The sequence below is a fragment of the Bradyrhizobium sp. genome (genome assembly GCF_035484855.1).
In the GTDB taxonomy this organism is placed as follows: Bacteria; Pseudomonadota; Alphaproteobacteria; order Rhizobiales; family Xanthobacteraceae; genus Bradyrhizobium.
Genome location: NZ_DATHOP010000287.1, coordinates 85,842 through 104,584, shown reverse-complemented (window position 1 = coordinate 104,584; position 18,743 = coordinate 85,842). Strand labels below are relative to the sequence as shown.

At 62.4% G+C, this 18,743-nt stretch carries 17 protein-coding genes; 5 read left to right on the top strand and 12 right to left on the bottom strand.

The annotated features are described in order from the left end of the window. Window positions 1-5: 5 nt before the first annotated feature. The 5 genes from VK804_RS32490 to kynA all read right to left on the bottom strand — a co-directional run bounded on the left by VK804_RS32490 (window position 6) and on the right by kynA (window position 3,930). Window positions 6-773 carry an ABC transporter permease gene (locus tag VK804_RS32490; RefSeq protein ID WP_325752385.1) on the bottom strand — a complete coding sequence of 256 codons (768 nt, stop codon included), beginning with the start codon at window positions 771-773 and terminating at the stop codon, window positions 6-8. Further along, window positions 770-1,555, bottom strand: a complete 786-nt coding sequence (locus VK804_RS32485; RefSeq protein ID WP_325752384.1) for an ABC transporter permease — start codon at window positions 1,553-1,555, stop codon at window positions 770-772. Before VK804_RS32485 ends, VK804_RS32490 begins: the two co-directional genes overlap by 4 nt. Then, window positions 1,552-2,397 carry an ABC transporter ATP-binding protein gene (locus VK804_RS32480; protein WP_325752383.1) on the bottom strand — a complete coding sequence of 282 codons (846 nt, stop codon included), beginning with the start codon at window positions 2,395-2,397 and terminating at the stop codon, window positions 1,552-1,554. Before VK804_RS32480 ends, VK804_RS32485 begins: the two co-directional genes overlap by 4 nt. Window positions 2,398-2,512: 115 nt before the next feature. Further along, window positions 2,513-3,133 carry an arylformamidase gene (gene kynB, locus VK804_RS32475; RefSeq protein WP_325752382.1) on the bottom strand — a complete coding sequence of 207 codons (621 nt, stop codon included), beginning with the start codon at window positions 3,131-3,133 and terminating at the stop codon, window positions 2,513-2,515. Beyond that, window positions 3,133-3,930 (bottom strand): tryptophan 2,3-dioxygenase, encoded by a 798-nt coding sequence (gene kynA, locus VK804_RS32470; protein ID WP_414642875.1) that lies wholly within the window; start codon window positions 3,928-3,930, stop codon window positions 3,133-3,135. The genes kynB and kynA overlap by 1 nt, the downstream gene beginning before the upstream one ends. Window positions 3,931-4,080: 150 nt before the next feature. On the opposite strand from kynA, the gene kynU reads away from it, so the two are divergent. Beyond that, window positions 4,081-5,364: a kynureninase gene (kynU, locus tag VK804_RS32465; RefSeq protein WP_325752380.1), complete on the top strand. Its 1,284-nt coding sequence runs from the start codon at window positions 4,081-4,083 to the stop codon at window positions 5,362-5,364. Between the two features lie 27 nt (window positions 5,365-5,391). Here the strand turns inward: kynU and ilvD are convergent, their stop codons facing one another. Further along, a complete protein-coding gene (gene ilvD, locus VK804_RS32460; RefSeq protein WP_325752379.1) occupies window positions 5,392-7,086 on the bottom strand; it encodes a dihydroxy-acid dehydratase in 1,695 nt (564 codons plus the stop codon). Window positions 7,087-7,140: 54 nt separating this feature from the next. Next, window positions 7,141-8,121, bottom strand: coding sequence for an ABC transporter substrate-binding protein (locus VK804_RS32455; protein WP_325752378.1), 981 nt, complete (start codon window positions 8,119-8,121; stop codon window positions 7,141-7,143). Between the two features lie 186 nt (window positions 8,122-8,307). On the opposite strand from VK804_RS32455, the gene VK804_RS32450 reads away from it, so the two are divergent. Together VK804_RS32450 and VK804_RS32445 are read left to right on the top strand one after the other, a co-directional pair. Then, window positions 8,308-9,219 (top strand): NAD(P)-dependent oxidoreductase, encoded by a 912-nt coding sequence (locus VK804_RS32450; RefSeq protein WP_325752377.1) that lies wholly within the window; start codon window positions 8,308-8,310, stop codon window positions 9,217-9,219. Between the two features lie 85 nt (window positions 9,220-9,304). After that, window positions 9,305-10,459, top strand: a complete 1,155-nt coding sequence (locus tag VK804_RS32445; RefSeq protein ID WP_325752376.1) for a zinc-dependent alcohol dehydrogenase — start codon at window positions 9,305-9,307, stop codon at window positions 10,457-10,459. 120 nt (window positions 10,460-10,579) lie between these two features. Here the strand turns inward: VK804_RS32445 and VK804_RS32440 are convergent, their stop codons facing one another. From VK804_RS32440 to VK804_RS32420, 5 genes are all read right to left on the bottom strand, one after another. Then, window positions 10,580-10,735, bottom strand: coding sequence for a Flp family type IVb pilin (locus VK804_RS32440; RefSeq protein ID WP_414642877.1), 156 nt, complete (start codon window positions 10,733-10,735; stop codon window positions 10,580-10,582). A gap of 145 nt (window positions 10,736-10,880) precedes the next feature. Beyond that, window positions 10,881-12,473 carry an NAD-dependent malic enzyme gene (locus VK804_RS32435; protein ID WP_325752400.1) on the bottom strand — a complete coding sequence of 531 codons (1,593 nt, stop codon included), beginning with the start codon at window positions 12,471-12,473 and terminating at the stop codon, window positions 10,881-10,883. Window positions 12,474-12,745: 272 nt separating this feature from the next. Further along, window positions 12,746-15,139 carry a xanthine dehydrogenase family protein molybdopterin-binding subunit gene (locus VK804_RS32430; protein WP_325752374.1) on the bottom strand — a complete coding sequence of 798 codons (2,394 nt, stop codon included), beginning with the start codon at window positions 15,137-15,139 and terminating at the stop codon, window positions 12,746-12,748. Next, window positions 15,136-15,621: a (2Fe-2S)-binding protein gene (locus tag VK804_RS32425; protein ID WP_325752373.1), complete on the bottom strand. Its 486-nt coding sequence runs from the start codon at window positions 15,619-15,621 to the stop codon at window positions 15,136-15,138. The genes VK804_RS32430 and VK804_RS32425 overlap by 4 nt, the downstream gene beginning before the upstream one ends. Further along, a complete protein-coding gene (locus VK804_RS32420) occupies window positions 15,618-16,499 on the bottom strand; it encodes a xanthine dehydrogenase family protein subunit M (protein WP_325752372.1) in 882 nt (293 codons plus the stop codon). The genes VK804_RS32425 and VK804_RS32420 overlap by 4 nt, the downstream gene beginning before the upstream one ends. Before the next feature lie 181 nt (window positions 16,500-16,680). Between VK804_RS32420 and VK804_RS32415 the strand changes: the two genes are divergently transcribed. Both VK804_RS32415 and VK804_RS32410 read left to right on the top strand, forming a co-directional pair. Continuing rightward, window positions 16,681-17,787: an LLM class flavin-dependent oxidoreductase gene (locus VK804_RS32415; protein WP_325752371.1), complete on the top strand. Its 1,107-nt coding sequence runs from the start codon at window positions 16,681-16,683 to the stop codon at window positions 17,785-17,787. A gap of 26 nt (window positions 17,788-17,813) precedes the next feature. Next, window positions 17,814-18,689 carry a polysaccharide deacetylase family protein gene (locus tag VK804_RS32410; RefSeq protein ID WP_325752370.1) on the top strand — a complete coding sequence of 292 codons (876 nt, stop codon included), beginning with the start codon at window positions 17,814-17,816 and terminating at the stop codon, window positions 18,687-18,689. Window positions 18,690-18,743 lie beyond the last annotated feature (54 nt).

Sequence of the window (18,743 nt, the reverse complement as noted above, 5' to 3'; positions counted from 1 at the left end):
TGGCGTCATACTTCGGGGAAGCCGCGCAGCAGATAGGACCGCAATCCCTGCAGCAAACCATTGAGGATCAATCCCAACAACGAGATCGTGATCAGCGGCACGAACATGTCGACCGCCTGAAAGGTGCGCGCCGCGGTCACCAGAACGTGGCCGAGACCGTCGGTCGAGGTGATCATTTCCGCAAGAAACACCACGATGCAGGAGATCACAAGGCCGATGCGGCAGCCGGTGAGGATCGACGGCACCGCGGCCGGCAGCACCACCTTGAACAGGATCTGACGCCGCGGCGTGCCCGCCGCCATCGCCGACCAGATCAGCTTCTGCTCCACCATCGAGGCGCCGTAATAGGTCGAGAGCAGGATCGGAAACAGGGCATCGGCCGCAACCAGGATTATCTTCGATTCGTGCCCGAAGCCGAGCAGCAACAGCAGCGCCGGATAGAGCGCGACCTTGGGCAGCGGCGCCAGCACCCGCACGATCGGCCGCACCACGGCGTCAATGGCTGGATTGGCCGCGGCCGCAAGGCCGATGCTGACGCCCAGGATCACCGCGATCGAAAACCCGGCGAACAACCGAAACAGCGTGGCGGCGATCTCCTCCTGGAACGTAGTGTCCGTGAGTTGCTGTGCCAGACGCATGAACACCTGGCCAGGCGGTGGCAGCAGCGTCGGTGGGGCATAACCGAACGACGAGATGGCCTGCCACAGCGCGATCAGCAGTGCGATCGGCACGATCCCGAGCAGAGTATCCGTGGTGAGCGCGCGCGGGTTCATGCAAAGCTCAGGGGGATATCGAAGCCCGGCTCCGACCATTTCACCAATCTCGCGCGCAGCCGTTCAAACGCGGCGTCGAGGCCTATTCCCATGGCGCCGATGATGATGATCATGGCGTAGACGGTGTCGTATTGTCCCATATCCATTGCGTTGAACAGGATGTTGCCTGCACCCGACTGCCGCGCGATCATCTCGGAGGTGACCATGGTGATCAGCGCCAGCACCAGCCCGGTACGGCAGCCGGTCAGGATTTCCGGCAGGGCCGCGGGCAGCACGATCCGGACCATGCGCCGCGCCGCCGACAGGCCCATCGCGGCACCCGACCACAGCATCTTTTCCTCGACCGCCCTGGCGCCCTGAAAACTGTGATAGATCACGGGCAGGCTGACGCCGAGAAAGATCACCAGCATTTTCGCGAGATCACCGACTCCGAGCCAGAGCATGATGATCGGCATCAGCGCCGCCTTCGGCACCGGATAGGTGACCATCAGCAGCGGGTTGAAAAACGCGGCCACACCGCGCGAGCGGCCCATCATCAATCCCAGTGGAATCGAAACGGCGACCGCCACGCCGAAGCCGATCGCCATCCGGCGCAGCGAGGCCAGGATGTTGATCAGGGATTCCTTGTCGCCGAGGATCGAGGGGATCGCGCGGATCGCTTCCCAGGCGGTGGGGAAACTGTCGGTGTCCAGGATCAGCGCCGAAACCTGCCAGATCGCGAGCAGTCCGAGGCAGGCGAGCAGCGGCGCCGAGCGCGAGAGGAGCGTGCGTGCTGCGATCATGGCCGCAACTCGGCTTCGCTGGTGTCGTCGATCATGCGCTCGATATCGACGACGTATTTCTGGTAATGCAGATCGAGCAGCAGTTCCGCCCGGCGGCGCGGCCGCGGCAGGTTGATGTCGACGATCTCCTTGATGCGGCCCGGCGAACGCGTCATCACCACGACCTTGTCGGACAGAAACACCGCTTCCTCGACCGAATGGGTGACGAACAGCACGGTCTTGCGATCGCGCTCCCAGATGTTGAGCAGGTCGTTCTGCAGCCGGGTGCGGGTATGCGCATCGAGCGCGCCGAACGGCTCGTCCATCAGCAGCACCGCGGGGTGATAGGCGAGCGTGCGCGCCAGCGCGACGCGCTGCTTCATGCCACCGGACAGTTCCTTGGGGTAGAAATGCTCAAAACCCTTGAGGCCGACCATCTCGATCAGCGCGCGGCCCTGCGCCTCGGCCTCAGCGGCCTTCACGCCCTGCTGGCGCGGGCCGTACATCACGTTGCCGAGCACGCTCTTCCAGGGAAACAGCGCGAACTCCTGAAACACCGGTCCGCGATCCGGTCCGGGCCCCGTGATCGCCCTGCCCTTCATCCTCGCCACGCCTTTGGTCGGGCTGACAAAACCACCGACGATATAAAGCAGCGTCGATTTTCCGCAGCCGGAAGGCCCGAGAATCGAGACGAAGGCGCCATCCTCGATGGAGAGGGAAATCTCGGACAACGCCAGATGGTCTTGGCGGCCGGAAGTGCGGAAAATCTGCGAAACGCGATCGATCTCGATGATGGCGGCCGCCGGCTTGCGCAGGGCAGCGGCTTCCGCTTCTAGATTCGATCGCGATGGCACTACGTTCATTCCCGCTGTTCTTCCCGGCAAAGCTCCGTCAGCCACAAGCAGATGCTGGCGATATATCGGTTAAAGCCAGCATGGCGGAAACTTGCAAGTCCTGCCGATCCAGATTGGGCCACGCTCATCGCCTGAGTACCGCGCGTACCGGCGCGGCGTCCAGCCCCCTGAGCTTCAACGGCAGTGCGATCAATTCGTAGTCGCCGGGCGCGACATCGGCAAGGACGAGGTTCTCGACAATTCGAAGGTCATGCCGCCGGCATGCCATGTGCGACGGGAGGTCTTTCGACGCCTCCGGGTCGATCGACGGCACGTCCACGCCGATCAGCCGGATGCCACGCCGCGCCAGACGCTCCACGGTCTCCGGCGCCAGCGCGCGGAAACCCGTCGGCCAGGCCAGTTCGTCACCTCTGTCCATCAATCTCAGGAGCAGTCGTGGCGGGGCCCCGTCGAGGGCGGATGCGATCTCCTCATAGCCGCAGAGAGCGCCGGTTCCGCGCGCGTCAATGACCCTTGCGGGGCCGATGAAATCGGCGAGATCCAGCGTGTCGATGCTGGCGCCCGCGGGATCGTAGTGCAGCGGCGCATCGACATGGGCGCCGCAATGCGTCGACATCGCGATGCTGGCGACGTTGACGGGACAATCCGGTCCGATCGCAAACGTCTGGCTGACGGCGAAAGCGGCATCGCCGGGAAACACCCCCATGCCGACGCGCAGCGACGGCGATATGTCGATCAGGGTCATCACAACTGGGTCCTGACCTGCCAGAGCTCGGGAAACAACACGACGTCCAGCATCTTGCGCAAATAGGAAACACCCGACGTGCCGCCGGTGCCACGCTTGAATCCGATGATGCGTTCAACCGTCGTCACGTGGTTGAAACGCCAGCGCCGGAAATAATCCTCGAAATCAACCAGCTTTTCGGCAAGCTCATACAATTCCCAGAACCGCGCCGGATCTCGATAGACCGACAACCAGGCGTTCTCGACGCTTTCGTTCGCAACATGCGGCAGCGAGACGTCGCGTTCCAGCACCGCCTTGTCGATGCCAAGGCCACGACGATGCAGGAGCTGGATGGTGAGATCGTAGATACCCGGAGCACGGCGGATGGTTTCGAGTCGCTCGGCAGCGGCTTCGTCGCCGGCATGAATTTGGATCATCGCGGCATTCTTGTTGCCGACAAGAAACTCGATCGCGCGATACTGCCAGGACTGAAATCCCGACGATTGCCCCAGCAGTCCGCGAAATTCGGTATATTCGCTCGGCGTCATGGTGCGCAGGACGTCCCAGGCCGAGTTGAGCTGCTCGAGAATGCGCGATACCCGCGATAGGGTTTTAAAGGCCGGCTGCAGGTCGTCCGCCGATATCAACCGGCAGGTGGCGTTCAGTTCGTGTATCGCAAGCTTCATCCACAGCTCCGACGTCTGGTGCTGGATGATAAACAGCATCTCATCGTGGGCGGAGGAAAGCGGCCGCTGCGCCTGCAGAACCTTGTCGAGCTGGAGATAGCCTGAATAGGATATTTCCTGGCGCTGACTCATCGCGTTCATGGCCTCAGACGAGTCGATGACATTTTTTTACGCATGCCATATCCGGTTCGCGCATGCCATGCCCGGAATACTGCCGACGATATTTTAAACTTAAAATGATAGGCTTTTGCTGTCAATCCGGATTTCCGTTATGCTTCCGGAATGTCGACCGAAATCGAGCGCGAGGCTCCCAGCATGTCGTCGGCCTCCATGACTTCGCGCGAGGCGTGCGTCGCGCGCGATTTCATCGATCCGCTTCGCAGCTTTCGCGATCGCTTTGTGATTCCGGAAGGCACCATCTATCTCGACGGCAACTCGCTCGGCCCGATGCCGCGAATCGCCCCTGGTCTCCTCAATCGCACGATCGAACAGGAATGGGGTCATGACCTTATCCGGAGCTGGAACAGCGCCGGATGGTTCGAAATGCCGGTTCGACTCGGTGATCGCATCGGCGCACTGATTGGCGCGGCGCCTGGGCAGACCGTCGTTTGCGACACCACCTCGATCAATCTCTACAAGGCCATTCATGCGGCGATTGGGTTGAGACCGGATCGCGACGTGGTGATCGCGGAGGATGCTTCGTTCCCGACAGATCTCTATATCGTCGAAGGCGCCATGAAGTCCGCGGGTCGTCCGATGAAGCGACGTTTGATCGGCGCCGACGGACCCTCGGTGGAGGCGCTGCTCGACCGAAACGTCGCGGCCGTCGTGCTTTCCCACGTCAACTATCGCACCGGCGAGCTGCTCGATATGCCCGCCATCACCAGACTGATTCATGCCGCCGGCGCGCTGGTCGTGTGGGACCTCTGTCACTCCATCGGCGTGGCGGAGATCGCCCTCGACCGGGATGCCGTCGACTTCGCGGTCGGCTGCACCTACAAATACCTCAACGGGGGCCCGGGATCTCCGGCGTTCATTTCCGTGGCAAAGGCCCATCAGGCCACCGCGCAGCATCCGCTGTCGGGCTGGTGGGGCCATGCCGCTCCCTTTGCCTTCGACCGCGATTTCCGGCCCGATCCGGGCATCAAACGATTCCTCTGCGGCACCCAGCCGATCATTTCCCTGCGCGGCGTTGACGCGGCGCTCGACGCCATGGAGGGCGCTGAAGTGGCCGCGCTCAGGCAGAAGAGTCTTGCTCTCACCGGGCTTTTCATGGCGCGGGTTGGTGCGCTTCTGCCGGACCTCAAAATCGTGACACCCCGCCAGGCGTCGTTACGCGGCAGCCAGGTCGGGATAGAATTCGACAGGGGTTATGCGGTGGTCCAGGCGATGATCGAGCGCGGCGTTATTGGCGATTTTCGAGCGCCCAACCTGATGCGTTTCGGCTTCGCGCCACTGTATGTTCGGTTCAGCGACGTTTGGGATGCCGCCGAAATCCTCGCGGAGTCCATCCATGCCGAAGTTTGGCGCGATCCCCGGTTCAGCCGGCAGCTTGAGGTGACCTGAGGCGGCCGAAGCTCGGCGGCTTGCGTGCTAGTCGAACCACGGCCACTCCGCCGCTCCGGCATGGGTGACCGCGCCGCCGGGCGCCTGGCCGACCAGGCGGGCATATTTGGCAAGCGCGCCGGCCCGATGCCGCGGTGGACGCGGTTTCCAGGCCCTTCGCCGTTCTGCGAATTCACGCTCCTCGATCAACAGATCCATGCGGCGGGCAGCGGCGTCGATCCGGATGCGGTCCCCCTCCCGCACCAGCGCCAGCGGGCCGCCGATAAAGGATTCCGGCGAGACGTAGCCGATGCACATGCCGCGTGTTGCGCCGGAGAAACGTCCGTCGGTGATCAGGGCGACTTTCTCGCCCATGCCCTGCCCATAAATCAGTGCGGTGACGCCCAGCATCTCGCGCATGCCGGGACCGCCGACCGGACCTTCATTGCGGATCACGAGAATCTCGCCGGCCGAGTAGTTGCGGTTGCGCACGGCATCGACGCAGTGCTCCTCGTCTTCGAACACGCGCACGGTGCCTTCGAACACCAGGTTTTTGAGACCGGCAACCTTGATGACGGCGCCATCGGGGCAGAGATTTCCCTTGAGAACCGCGACGCCGCCGTCCGGCATGATCGGCGCGCTCGTGGAGAAGACGACCTCGCCGTCGGGTATATTCGCGCCGCCATATTCCTCGGCAATGGTCCGACCTGTGATCGTCAGACAACTTCCGTCGATGTGGCCGCTTTCGACCAATGCACGGATGACGACGGCGGCGCCCCCGATATCGTAGACGTCTTTTGCGGTATATTTTCCGCCCGGACGTAGATTGCCGATCAAGGGCGTGCGGGCGAAAACCTCGCCGACATCGTCGATCGAAAAGGCAATGCCGGCCTCGTTGGCCAGCGCCGGCAGATGCAGCGCGGCATTGGTCGATCCGCCGGTTGCGGCCACGATGGCCGCGCCGTTTTCAAGGGATTTTCGGGTGACGATTTCGCGCGGCAACGGCCCGCCTCGTTGCAGCATCTGCATCACCAGACGACCGGCCTGGCGTGCCACCCGCGCGCGCTCGGCATAGACGCCGGGGATCATCGAGACGTTGGGCATGGTCAGTCCCATCGCTTCGGACACCATGCCCATGGTGTTGGCGGTGAACTGGCCTGCGCAGGCGCCGATGGTCGGCAGGCAACTACGCTCGATGCCTTCAAGCGTTGCCTCGTCGATTTCGCCGGTCATGAAGCTGCCGACGGCCTCGTAGGAATCCAGCACGGTGAGGGTTTTCCCCTCGAACCGCCCCGGCAGCGCGCTGCCGCCATAGATGAAGATCGACGGCACGTTGCAGCGGATCATCCCCATCATCACGCCGGGCAGCGTCTTGTCGCAGCCGCCGAATCCGATCAGCGCGTCGTAGGCGAGACCATGCACCACGGCCTCGATCGAATCGGCAATCAGCTCACGCGACAGCAGCGAGAACTTCATGCCTTCGTGATTCATGCTGATGCCGTCGGAGACGGAGATGGTGGCAAATTCCCGGGGCGTACCGCCGGCCTCCGCGATGCCGACCTTGGCGGCTTCGACCTGGAAGTCGTGGGTCATGTTGCAGGGCGTCTGCTCGCCCTTCATGCTGACGACGCCGATCATCGGCTTGGCGAGCGCCTCGTCGTCGAGCCCCATCGCGCGCATGAAGGCGCGATGCGGCGCGCGATCGAGGCCATCGGTCGTCACGCGGGATCGCCACTTCTTCATGGGATACCAATCCCTCTCCAACTCGCCGCGAAGTCTCGTTGAGACGTACTCCACCTATTGCAGCGGCGCGACGATCGTCGGATGCTTGAACTGCGCGACGTCCATCTTCGGCAGCATTCCCGTCTCGGCGTAGATGTCGAGCATCTTCTGGATCGCCGGAAAATTCGGCGCGGCGCCGGGGTCGCGGCCGAAATCATTGTCCTTGAGCAGATAGGTGTCCAGCACCGGAATCGGCGCCTTCAGCACTTCGGAGACGACCTTCAGCGTTTCCTCGCGATTGGCCAGCGCCTTCCTCATGCCGGAGGTGATGTCGCGGACATAGGCCCTTGCCAGTTCCGGGTTCTTGTCGACGAAGTCGGCACGGCAGGCTTCGAGAATGTGAACGATGTTCGGCATCGCCTGATTGAGCGAAAACAGCTTCCGGATGCCGCCCTTCGCCTCGGCGCGCGCCGCGAACGGCTGGTTCATGTTGACGGCATCGACGCGGCCCTGGCGCAGCGCGTCCTCGGAAACGGCAAATCCGACCTCGACCAGCTTGATGTCCTTGGCCGGATCGACGCCATTCTGCTTCAGCAGCATGTTGAACGGGCCCTGGGTGCCACCGCCGATCACGGAGATGCCGACGGTCTTGCCCTTGAGGTCGGCGATGGTCTTGATCGGCGAGTCGTCCTTGACAGCCCAATAGACCGAAAACCCGCCGGGTTTCTCGAAGACGTGCTGGGCGACGATGTAGGCCTTCAGGTTTCCACCGACCACGCCGTTCGCCAGCGACAGTGGCGCTTGCGTTGCGCAGTCGAGGGCACCGGCGGCGAGTGCCTGGGTCATCGGCGCGGTGCCCTGGAACTGGGTCCACTCGATGTTGTAGGTCTTTCCGATATCGGGAAATTCCTGGGGCCTTCGCATCATCCAGTATTTCGATTCCTCGGCCGGGATGGTCCAGCCGACGCGGATTGTCTGCTGCGCCTGCGATGCATTCACGCCGGCAAGGACGGCCAAAGCTCCGGCGAGAAAGGCCCATTTCGAAGTTATCCGCATCGCACTCACTCCACCTCTCCGATGCCGACTGGCGCCGGCGCAAAATTGCTTGCGCCAAACCTTTCATGGTTCAAACATTGAGGCAAGCCACCGGGCTTGCCGGTAATCGCTCGACAAAGCCTCGAGTGTGGTAAAAGCCGGCATGCCGGACGTGTTTTGGGCGACGGCTGGGAAAAGGAATAGAGAATGGCGGGGGCCGGCGGGGAGGATAAGACGAAAGTCGAAAGGCTCGGCTATCTCGGACTCGGGATGATGGGATTACCCATGAGCCAGCGCCTGCTCGAGGCAGGCTACGACGTCATGGTCTGGAACCGATCCACCGGCAAGGCCACTGCCCTGGTGGAGGCTGGCGCGAAGCTCGCAGGCGTTCCGCGCGATGTAGCCGAGAGTGCCGACATCATCTTCATGTGCCTCACCGACGCCGCAGCCGTGGAAGAGGTGGTGTTCGGCTCGGATGGCCTTGCGACAGTGGCCGGCGCCGGCAAGCTCGTCGTCGATTTCTCATCGATTCATCCCGATGCGGCGCGCGCCATCGCCGCGCGGCTGAGACTGGCCAACGGCATGGGTTGGATCGATGCGCCGGTTTCCGGCGGCACCGTGGGTGCCGAACAGGGCACGCTCGCGGTGATGGCCGGCGGCGATGCTGCCGACGTCGAACGAGCGCGGCCCTATGTTCTGGCCATGGCGCGTCGGCTCACGCATATGGGCCCATCAGGTGCCGGCCAAATGACAAAGCTCTGCAACCAGGTGATCGTCGGCTGCGCCATGGCGGTGCTGGCGGAGGCAACAAGGCTTGCGACGAATGCCGGGATCGACGCCACGCGGCTGCCGGAGGCGCTCGCCGGCGGCTTCGCGGATTCGATCCCCTTGCAATTGTTCGTGCCGCGCATGGCGCAGGGCATTCATTCGCCGCCGCTCGGCCATATCGCAACGATGCTGAAGGACCTGGATACGGTGATCGATGTCGCCCGCAATACATCGAGCCCGGTGCCGATGGCCGGCCTTGCCGCGCAATTGTTCAGGCTGGCCAAATCGGCGCGCGGCGCGGATGCCGACGCGCTCGAAATCTATAAACTGTCGGCCGCACAAAACAGGTGAGGCATCGGCCCTGATAAACCATAAATGATATTTTATCATAATTGTAATCTTGGGTAGAAAATTTCGGCAGCAGAGGATCGCGCCCATGTACCAACCGGTAGGCGTCAAAACATCGCTCCAACTTCCCGTTCCCACGCAGATGAAAGCCTGGGTCTTGGGCGACCCGGACCAGCTTGTTCTCCGCGACAAACCGACCCCCTCACCGGGACGCGCCGAAGTCCTGGTTCGCATCGACGCGGTTGCGATCTGCGCGACCGACCTCGAGGTCATCCACGGCGGCTCGCCCGCGAGCATCGGCGGCGGCCTGCCCTTCAACAAGAATTTCACGCCGGGCCATGAATATATGGGCACCGTTGCGGCGCTTGGACCGGATGTCGACGAGTACGAAATCGGCGAGCGGGTCAGCGTCGAGATCCACGCCGGCTGCGGTCAGTGCAAGCGGTGCCGACAGGGCATGTACACTTCGTGCCTCAACTACGGCAAGCCCGAGAAGGGTCACCGCGCCAACGGGTTCACCACCGATGGCGGTTTCGCCGAATACGCCGTCAATCACATCAACACGCTGGCGCGGGTGCCCGACACCATGAGCGATGCGGAGGCAACCCTCGTCGTCACCGCCGGGACATCGATGTACGGATTGACCGAACTGGGCGGGCTGGTGGCCGGCGAGAGCGTAGTCGTGATCGGCCCGGGCCCGATCGGGTTGCTCGCGGTCGCCGTCGCCAAGGCGCTGGGCGCGAGCCCGGTCATCCTGACGGGAACGCGCAACAGGCGGCTTGCAATCGGCAGGGAGTTGGGTGCGGACCGCGTCATCAATATCGCGGAAGAGAATGCGGTCGAGGTCGTCAAACATCTCACCGGCGGCATCGGGGCGGATTATGTCGTGGAGTGTGCCGGCACCGAGAGCACAGTCAATCAAGCCATTCACATGGCCAATCGCGGCGGGAAGATATGCCTCGCGGCGTTCCCGCACGACCCGGTAACCACAGATATCGCCCATCTTGTGAAGAACAATATCTATGTCTACGGCATTCGCGGCGAAGGCCGCAGCGCCACACGGCGGGCGATGGCGCTAATGGCGGAAAAGCGGTTCGACGCGGCGAAAATTCACACCCATACCTTCGCGCTCGCCGATCTGCCGACCGCACTGCGCTACGCGCGGGATCGGGTCGAGGATGCCATCAAGGTGGTTGTCACCACCCGGCAGGAGAACGTCGTCGCCAACGCGGCTGCAAAGTAGGAAAGATGCAAACCCGCCCGCAAATGCTCGCGGACGGGCTAACGAAGAATTGCGCCGCTGAGAACGGCATCCGAACGACCGCCAGGTACACAGTGAAATCGTCCGCCGAAAGAAGGCGGATTATTTCAGCGACGTGTTGATCGACGTGAACTTGGTGTTGAGATTGGTGCCCAGACCGTTGACCACGGCAATGATTGCCAGGCTGATGCCGGCGGCAATCAAACCGTATTCGATCGCAGTCGCGGCCGACTCGTCAGCCCAAAACTTTGCAAGAATCTTGTTCACTGTACCTCCTGGTAAATTACGCCCGAATGCTTCGGGTCCCGAGGTCGGCAGTGTGAGGCCAGGTCATTAAAATTGAACCAAATAATGTAATGAACGATTCATGAACCGACCCGCCGACCGGCGGCGTCGGGTGACGTCAGTAATGGGGGTCGTACATCTGCGACTCGATGTATCCGATCAGATCGTTGGGCGCCTGCCCGGTCGCAAGACCGCGCTTGTAGGCAACCTCCGCAACGGCGGCGGCGATATGGGCCGATACTTCACGGATCCGCGGCAGCGCCGGGTAGAGGCTGCCCTGCTCGATATCGTCATCATTGACGAGATAGGCCAGGGTGTGCGCGGCGGCCATGAACATTTCGTCGGTCACCCGCCTGGACCCGCTCGCGATCGCTCCGAGGCCGACGCCGGGGAAGATGTATGAATTATTGCCCTGGCGCGGCACGAACGTCTTGCCGTCGAACTCCACCGGATCGTAGGGGCTGCCGCAGGCGAACAGCGCGCGACCGCCGGTGTGGCGGTAAGCCTCCTCGGCGGAACATTCTGCTTTCGAGGTAGGATTGGAGAGCGCGAAGACGATCGGCCTCTGGTTGATCCGCGCCATCGCCTGCAGCACCTCGGGCGTAAAGGCCCCGCCGACCGCGGCAACGCCGATGATCGCGGTAGGTTTCAGCGTCTCGATCGCGGTCAGGAAATCGCCGATCGGCGCATGCTCATGTGCGTAGCGAAGCTTGTGCTCGGTCAATCCCGGCCTGTCCTTCACAACAAGTCCGCGCGAGTCCACGAGCCAGTTGCGCCTGATCGCATCGGCTTCGGACGCCCCCTCTGCCCTCATGGCGGAAACCACGAGATCGGCGATGCCGGTCGCGGCTTCGCCGGCACCGAGAAAAAGCACGGTCTGATCGACAAGCTTGCCGCCGCCCACGCGCAGCGCCGAGAATAGTCCTGCGAGCGCCACCGCGGCCGTTCCCTGGATGTCGTCGTTGAAGACGCTTGTTTTATCGCGATACTTATGGAGCAGCCGGAACGCCGAATGATTGGCGAAATCCTCGAACTGGATCAGCACGCCGGGGAATGTCTCGCGCGCGGCGGTGATGAATTCGTCAACGAACTCGTCGTAAGCGGCGCCGCTGATACGCTTCTGACGCAGGCCGATATAATAGGGATCGTTCAGCAACTCCTCGTTGTTGGTGCCGACGTCCAGCATCACGGGCAGGCAATGCTCGGGGTGGACGCCGGCACAGGCCGAATAGAGCGAGAGCTTGCCGACCGGAATGCCCATGCCATGGGCGCCGAGGTCGCCGAGGCCCAGGATGCGCTCGCCATCGGTCACCACGATCAGCTTCGCCTGATAAGGCCAGTTGCCAAGCAGTTCGCCAATCCGTCCGCGATCATTGGCGCCAATGAACATGCCGCGCGGACGCTGGAAGATCAGGCCGAACCGCTGGCAGGCGAGACCGACGGTCGGGGTGTAGATCAGCGGCTGAATTTCGTCGATGTTGTCGCACACGACGCGGAAGAACAGTGCCTCGTTGCGATCGTGCAGCGCGTTGAGCGCGATGTATTTTTCCAAATCGCTCGGCAGGCTGCGCAGATTGATCAGGGTACGCTCGACCTGCTCCTGCATCGACAGCACGTGCGCAGGCAGGAAACCGCGCAATCCGAACGCGTCGCGCTCTTCTTCCGTGAAGGCCGTGCCCTTGTTGAGCAGCGGATCGCGTAACAGCGCCAGGCCGCGCGGCGATTCGGGAGGCGGTGAGCTGGGCGGCATCGCCCGGACTGGCACGCTCATGATGTTCCTCCCAAAGCCGGCCTATTAACTATTTCCAGCGTTTGCCGATTGAAGCAGAAAGCGCTGATTGAGATCAAGGCCCGCTGAAGTGGCTTTGCGGGTTCTTGCATTTGCCGATCTGCACGCCACGCCGCACTGCGCGATTCCACGGTGCGGTGGCGCCCCATGATCTGGTTGTCGTTCGTATTTGGCTTTGTCGGCATCGTCCTCGATTAGACCACCCCAAGCGCCGTCAGGATCACCTGCGGCGTCAGGGGAATCTCCGTGACAGCAACCCCGAACGGCCTGAGCGCATCATTGACCGCATTGGCGACCGCGGCGGCCGCGCCCGCCGTCCCGGCCTCGCCCGCGCCCTTGGCACCCAACTCGGTCTCAGCGGTCGGCGACACCACGTGACCGACGTCGATGTCAGGCATTTCGCCGGACATCGGAACCAGATAGTCGGCCATATTGGCGTTGGTGAGCTGGCCGCGCTCATCGTAGATGCATTTTTCGAACAGTGCCGCACCGAGGCCCTGCACCACGCCGCCTCTGATCTGCTCATCGACCAGTTGTGGATTGATGATGGTGCCGCAGTCCTCGACCACCCAATGCCGGAGCAGCTTTACAAGACCTGTGTCGGTGTCCACCTCAAGCCAAGAGGCCTGAACGCCGTTGGTGAAGGCGAACGGATATTCGCGCGGTACAAAGTGACGAGTGGCCATCAATTCCGGTTGAATGCCGGGCGGCAGCGTGTCGGGACGGAAATAGACAATTCTGGCCAGTTCGCGCAGGTCGATGCGCGGCGATCCGTCACTCGCGTTAACGACCGCGTTGCTGATGATGTCGAGTTCGGCAGGCGAAGACTGCAGGATGGCCGCAGCGACATCGAGGATGTTCTTGCGCAGGATCTTCGCTGCCTGAAGCGCCGCCTCGCCACCGATGCCGGCGCCGCGCGACGCCCAGGTGCCGCCGCCATAGGGGGTGTTGTCGGTATCGCCCAAAATGACGCGGACCCGCTCCATCGAGACGCCGAGCACGCTGCCGACGATCTGCGCCGTGAGGGATTCCGAGCCCTGCCCCTGCTCGGTAATGCTGGTCTGGCAGACCACCGAACCCTGCGCGTCCAGCCGCACGGCGACGCCGTCCTGCGACGAGATGCGGGCACCGCCGACGCCGTAAAACGCGGCGCTCGGATTGGTGACCTCGATGAAACTGGCAATGCCGATGCCGCGGTGAATGTTATTCTCGCGCAGCGCCGCCTGTTCGGCGCGCAGCGCGTCGTAGTCCATCATCGCCATCAGCTTGTTCATCGCGGCGTGATGCGACAACAGCTCGAACCGCAGGCCGGAAGGCGAAGCGCAGGGATAGGCGTCATCAGCAATGAGGTTGCGGCGGCGAATTTCCACCGGATCCATGCCGATCCTTGTCGCGGCCAGGTCCACCAGACCTTCCGTCACCGAGCACGCGATGGGGTGGCCGACAGCGCGGTACTGGCACATCACGTTCTTGTTCTGGAACACGACGCGGGCGCGGGCGCGATAATTCTTCGTCACGTAGGGGCCGCCGACCAGATTGACGACCTGGTTGGCTTCGATCGCGCTGGTGCGCGGGTACATCGAATAAGGGCCGATGCCGGTGAGATCGTCGATCTCAAACGCCATGATGGTTCCGTCGCGCTTGACGCCGATCCTGCCCTTGCAACGGTGGTCGCGGGCATGAATGTCGGTGTTGAAGCTTTCGACGCGGTCTGCGACGAATTTGATCGGCCGGCGCAGCATTTTGGAAAGCGCATAGGTCGCCATTTCGTCGGCGTAGATATGAACCTTGATGCCGAAGGAGCCGCCGACATCCTTGCAGACCACGCGAACCTGCGACTCTTCGAGCCGCAGATGCAGCGCCGCGATGTTCTGCACCATATGTGGCGCCTGCGTGCCCTGGTAGATCGTGAGCCTGTCCTCGGCGGCGTTCCAGTCAGCGACCACCGCGCGCGGCTCGAGCGTCACGCCGGTGTGCCGGCCAAAGATGAAATCCGCTTCGACCACCTCGTCGGAATCTGCAAACGCCGCATCGACGGCGCCGGCATCGAGGTTACGTTCGAAGGCAAGATTGTCGCCGAGCGAGGGATGGATGACCAAAGTTCCCGGATCGAGGGCGGTGCGCATGTCCGTCACCGCCTCGAGTTCCTCATAGTCGACCCGCACGATCTCCGCCGCGTCCTCGGCAACGGCCCGACTCTTGGCCACCACTGCCGCGACGGCTTCGCCCTGCCAGCAAGCGCGTTCGATCGCAATGGCATGCTGCGGGGCCGATTTGAGCCCCTTCAGATGCGAGAGCACGCCGACCCAGGGGGTGATCACGGACGCGAGTTCGCGGCCGGTGACCACGGCGATGACGCCCGGCATCTGCCGAGCCTCGGTCGGATCGATGCCAACGATCTTGGCATGGGCATGCGGCGAGCGCAGGAATACGACGTGCCCCATGCGCGGCAATTGCATGTCGCTGACATAGAGCCCGCGTCCCTGCATCAGCCGCTCCAGGTTCGGCCGCGGCACCACCTTGCCGATATAGGAGTTCGGCCGATCGAGCTCCGAGAGAATTTCGGGATTGGCAGAGGTTATCGTCACGGCCGACGCCCCATGCGTGCCCGCGCCGTGGTCTCGACCGCGTCGATGATGGCCTGGTATCCGGTACAGCGACAGTAATTCCCGGAAAGATGCTCGCGGATCCGCTCGCGGCTCGGCTCGGCTTGCTGCTTCAGCAAATCCTGCGCCGCCATCAGCATCCCCGGCGTACAATAGCCGCATTGCAAGGCATTGCGATCGCGGAACGCGGCCTGCAGATCGGCGACCTCGCCGCTATCTGAAAGTCCCTCGATGGTCTGGACAGACGTGCCGTGCGCCTGCACCGCCAGCATCAGGCAAGAGCGAACGATTTCATCGTTGACGCGCACCGTGCAGGCACCGCAAACCCCGTGCTCGCAGCCGACATGGGTTCCGGTCAGCTCGAGCTGTTCGCGCAGGAAATCCGCCAGGTTGAGCCGGGGCAGAACATGGGCGTCGACGCGCTCGCCGTTGACCTCGAGCGAGATCGGCATGGGAACGGTCATCTCGATTGCCCGGCAGCGAGGTCGTGGCGGGGCAGCAGCGCGGCCACGCAACGCGCCATCAGGACCTTCGCCAGATGGCGCCGCATCGAAGCGGATGCCTGCTGGTCCGGCTGAGGATCGAGCTCCTGAGCCAGTGCCGCCGATGCTTGCGACAGCACTGCAGGGGTGATGACGACGTTGACCAGCCCGTTCGCCGCGTGGGCCAATACCGGCCGATCGCCGACGGCAAAGAAGGCCATGCGCAGGTCCGCGAAGACATTGCCATCCACGACGGCCTGGGTGGCGAGGCCTGCGATGGCGTAGTCCCCGTGCCGCCGGGCGAACTCATGAAAGAAGTGCCTGGAGTTCCCGTTTTCGACCGGCACCTCGACGGCTATGAGCAATTCCTGCGCGGACAGGGCCGTCTCGTAAATTCCCTTGAAGAATTCCTCCGCCGCGACCCGTCGTTCGCCGTTCGGACCGACGATGACAATAGTTGCATTCAGCGCGACCACACAGGCCGGCAGCTCGGAAGCAGGGTCCGCATGCGCCAGGCTGCCGCCGATGGTTCCCCTGTTACGGATCGCAGGATGAGCGACATGGGCAATCGCTTCCGTCAGCAGCGGCGCATGCGCGGCGACCTCAGGCGACTTCTGCAGATCGGCATGGCATGTCAGCGCGCCGATCCGAAGCACGCCACTGCTGACCGCGATGCCGTGCAGCTCAGCGATCCCACCGATATCGACGACGAGTTCCGGAGAGATCAGGCGCAAATTCATCGCCGCCATCAGGCTCTGACCGCCCGACAGCACCTTGGCCTTGTCCCCGCATGCAACGAGCAGTTCCAGCGCGTTCGCGACGCTGCCTGCGCGTGCATAACTGAAAGCCGAGGCTTTCATTGACGTGACCTCCCCGGCCGGTCTTTACGCTGATTTTGCTTGAGATTAGAAGGCGGCGGCCCTTAAAGGTCAAGTTTGTTTATCGAACGATTATTTCGTAACATTCGACCTTGGACCTGTCATAATATCACGGACGCCGCGCGGTCGGCCTCATCAAAAGAGCCCCCGGGAGGAGCAGGCGATGAATCTGGGTTTCTTCACAATGCCGATCCATCCCCTCGGCAAGGACTGGAAACTCTCGCTTCACGAAGACCGCGAAGCATTCCTGCTGGCTGATGAACTGGGGTTTACGGAAGCCTATGTCGGCGAACATGTCACCGACCAGGCCGAGAACATCACTTCCTGCATCGCGTTTATTGCATGGATCGCGGCGGCCACCCGGCAGATCAAGCTCGGTACCGGCACGATCAACATGCCCAATACCCATCCGGCCACCGTCGCCGCAACCATGGCGATGCTCGATCACATGCTCGACGGGCGCCTGATTTTCGGAATTAGCCCCGGGGGGCTGCTGTCCGACGCGGAACTGTTCGGCAATCTCGACTCCGACCGCAACGCCATGTTTCTCGAATCGATCAATCAGGTGCTGGATATCTGGGCCAGCGAACCGCCGTATAATATCCAGGGAAAGTACTGGAACATCTCGACGCAGAAGACGCTCATCAGGGAGATCGGCCAGGGGTTCATTGCGCAGCCGTTGCAGCGACCGCATCCGCCCATCGTCGTCACCGCGGTTGCGCCGTTTTCCAAAGGCGTCACCGAGGCCGCGGCGCGCGGTTGGGATCCGATTTCAGCCAATTTCCTGATGCCGGCCTGGGTGAAAAGCCATTGGCCGAAATATGTCGAGGGCTGCGAACGCGCTGGCCGCGCCGCCGATCCGGCGAACTGGCGTGTCGCCAAGAGCGTGTTTGTCGCCAAGGACGCGGCAACGGCCAAGGCCTATGCCACCGATCCCGATGGGCCTTATGTCTATTACTATCGCTCGCTGTTCACCAAACTGAAAAACAACGGCCGCATTGAGTTGTTCAAAACGCGCCGCGATCAGCCCGACGAGGAAGTGACGCTGGAGATGATCTGCGACAGGCTGATCATCCATGGCACTCCCGAGAGCGTCGCCGATCAGGTGCTGGCTTTCCAGGACGATGTCGGCAAGTTCGGCACGCTGCTATATGCAGGCAAGGATTGGAAAGATCGCGAACTTGGCCGCCAATCCATGATCCTGATGGCCGAAAAGGTGATGCCACGGGTCAACGCGGGAATTTCCAAACAATCCAACGCCGCGGAATAGTCCGCAGCCCGTCAAAAGGATTCGTCGTGGCTCTGACCGATCGCATCCCCTATCAGGCCCAAGTCGACCGACCAAAGCTGACATTGCCCGGTGGCAAGAAACTTGCGGTATGGATCATCCTCAATGTCGAGGAATGGCGGATCGAGAACGCGATGCCGCGGACCGTGTTGAGCCCGCCGATGGGACAGCCGCTGTTGCCGGACGTACCTAACTGGTCATGGCATGAATACGGCATGCGCGCCGGGTTCTGGCGCCAGTTCAAGGCTTTGACCGACCGCAACATGCCGGTCACTCTGGCCTTGAACGCCAACGTGTGCAGCTCCTATCCTCGCGTTGCTTCGGCGGCGCTTGAGGCGGGCTTCGAGTTCATGGGCCACGGCTTCGTTCAGGGGCCGATGCACAGGCTGGAAGACCAGGGCGATGCTATCAAACGGGCCGTCGATACAATCGCAAGATTCAGTGGCAGGCCGCCCAGATCGTGGGAAAGCCCGGGTCTCACGGAAACCGACGAGACCCTCGATCTGTTGCGCCTCAACGGCATCGAATATGTCGCGGATTGGGTGATCGACGACCTTCCGCAGGATATCTCAACGCCTCACGGCACCATCACGACCATTCCGTATTCGGTCGAAACCAACGACATCGTCATCCACGCGTTGCAACACCTTTCTTCCGAGCAATTTCTGAAACGTTGCACCGACCAGTTCGACCGGCTCTACCTCGAGGGCGCGGCCAATGCGCGGATCATGGCGATCTCGATCCATCCCTACATTACCGGCGTGCCTCATCGCATCAAGTATCTGGAAGCATTGCTCGACTACGTCATCAGCCATGACGGCGTCGCGCTGATGACCGCAAGCGAAATCGGCGACTGGTACCGTACCGAAATGTCGAAATCATAGTCGGAAGCGCAACGGCGCATGATCAAAGCCGCTATCATTGGTTTGGGATGGTGG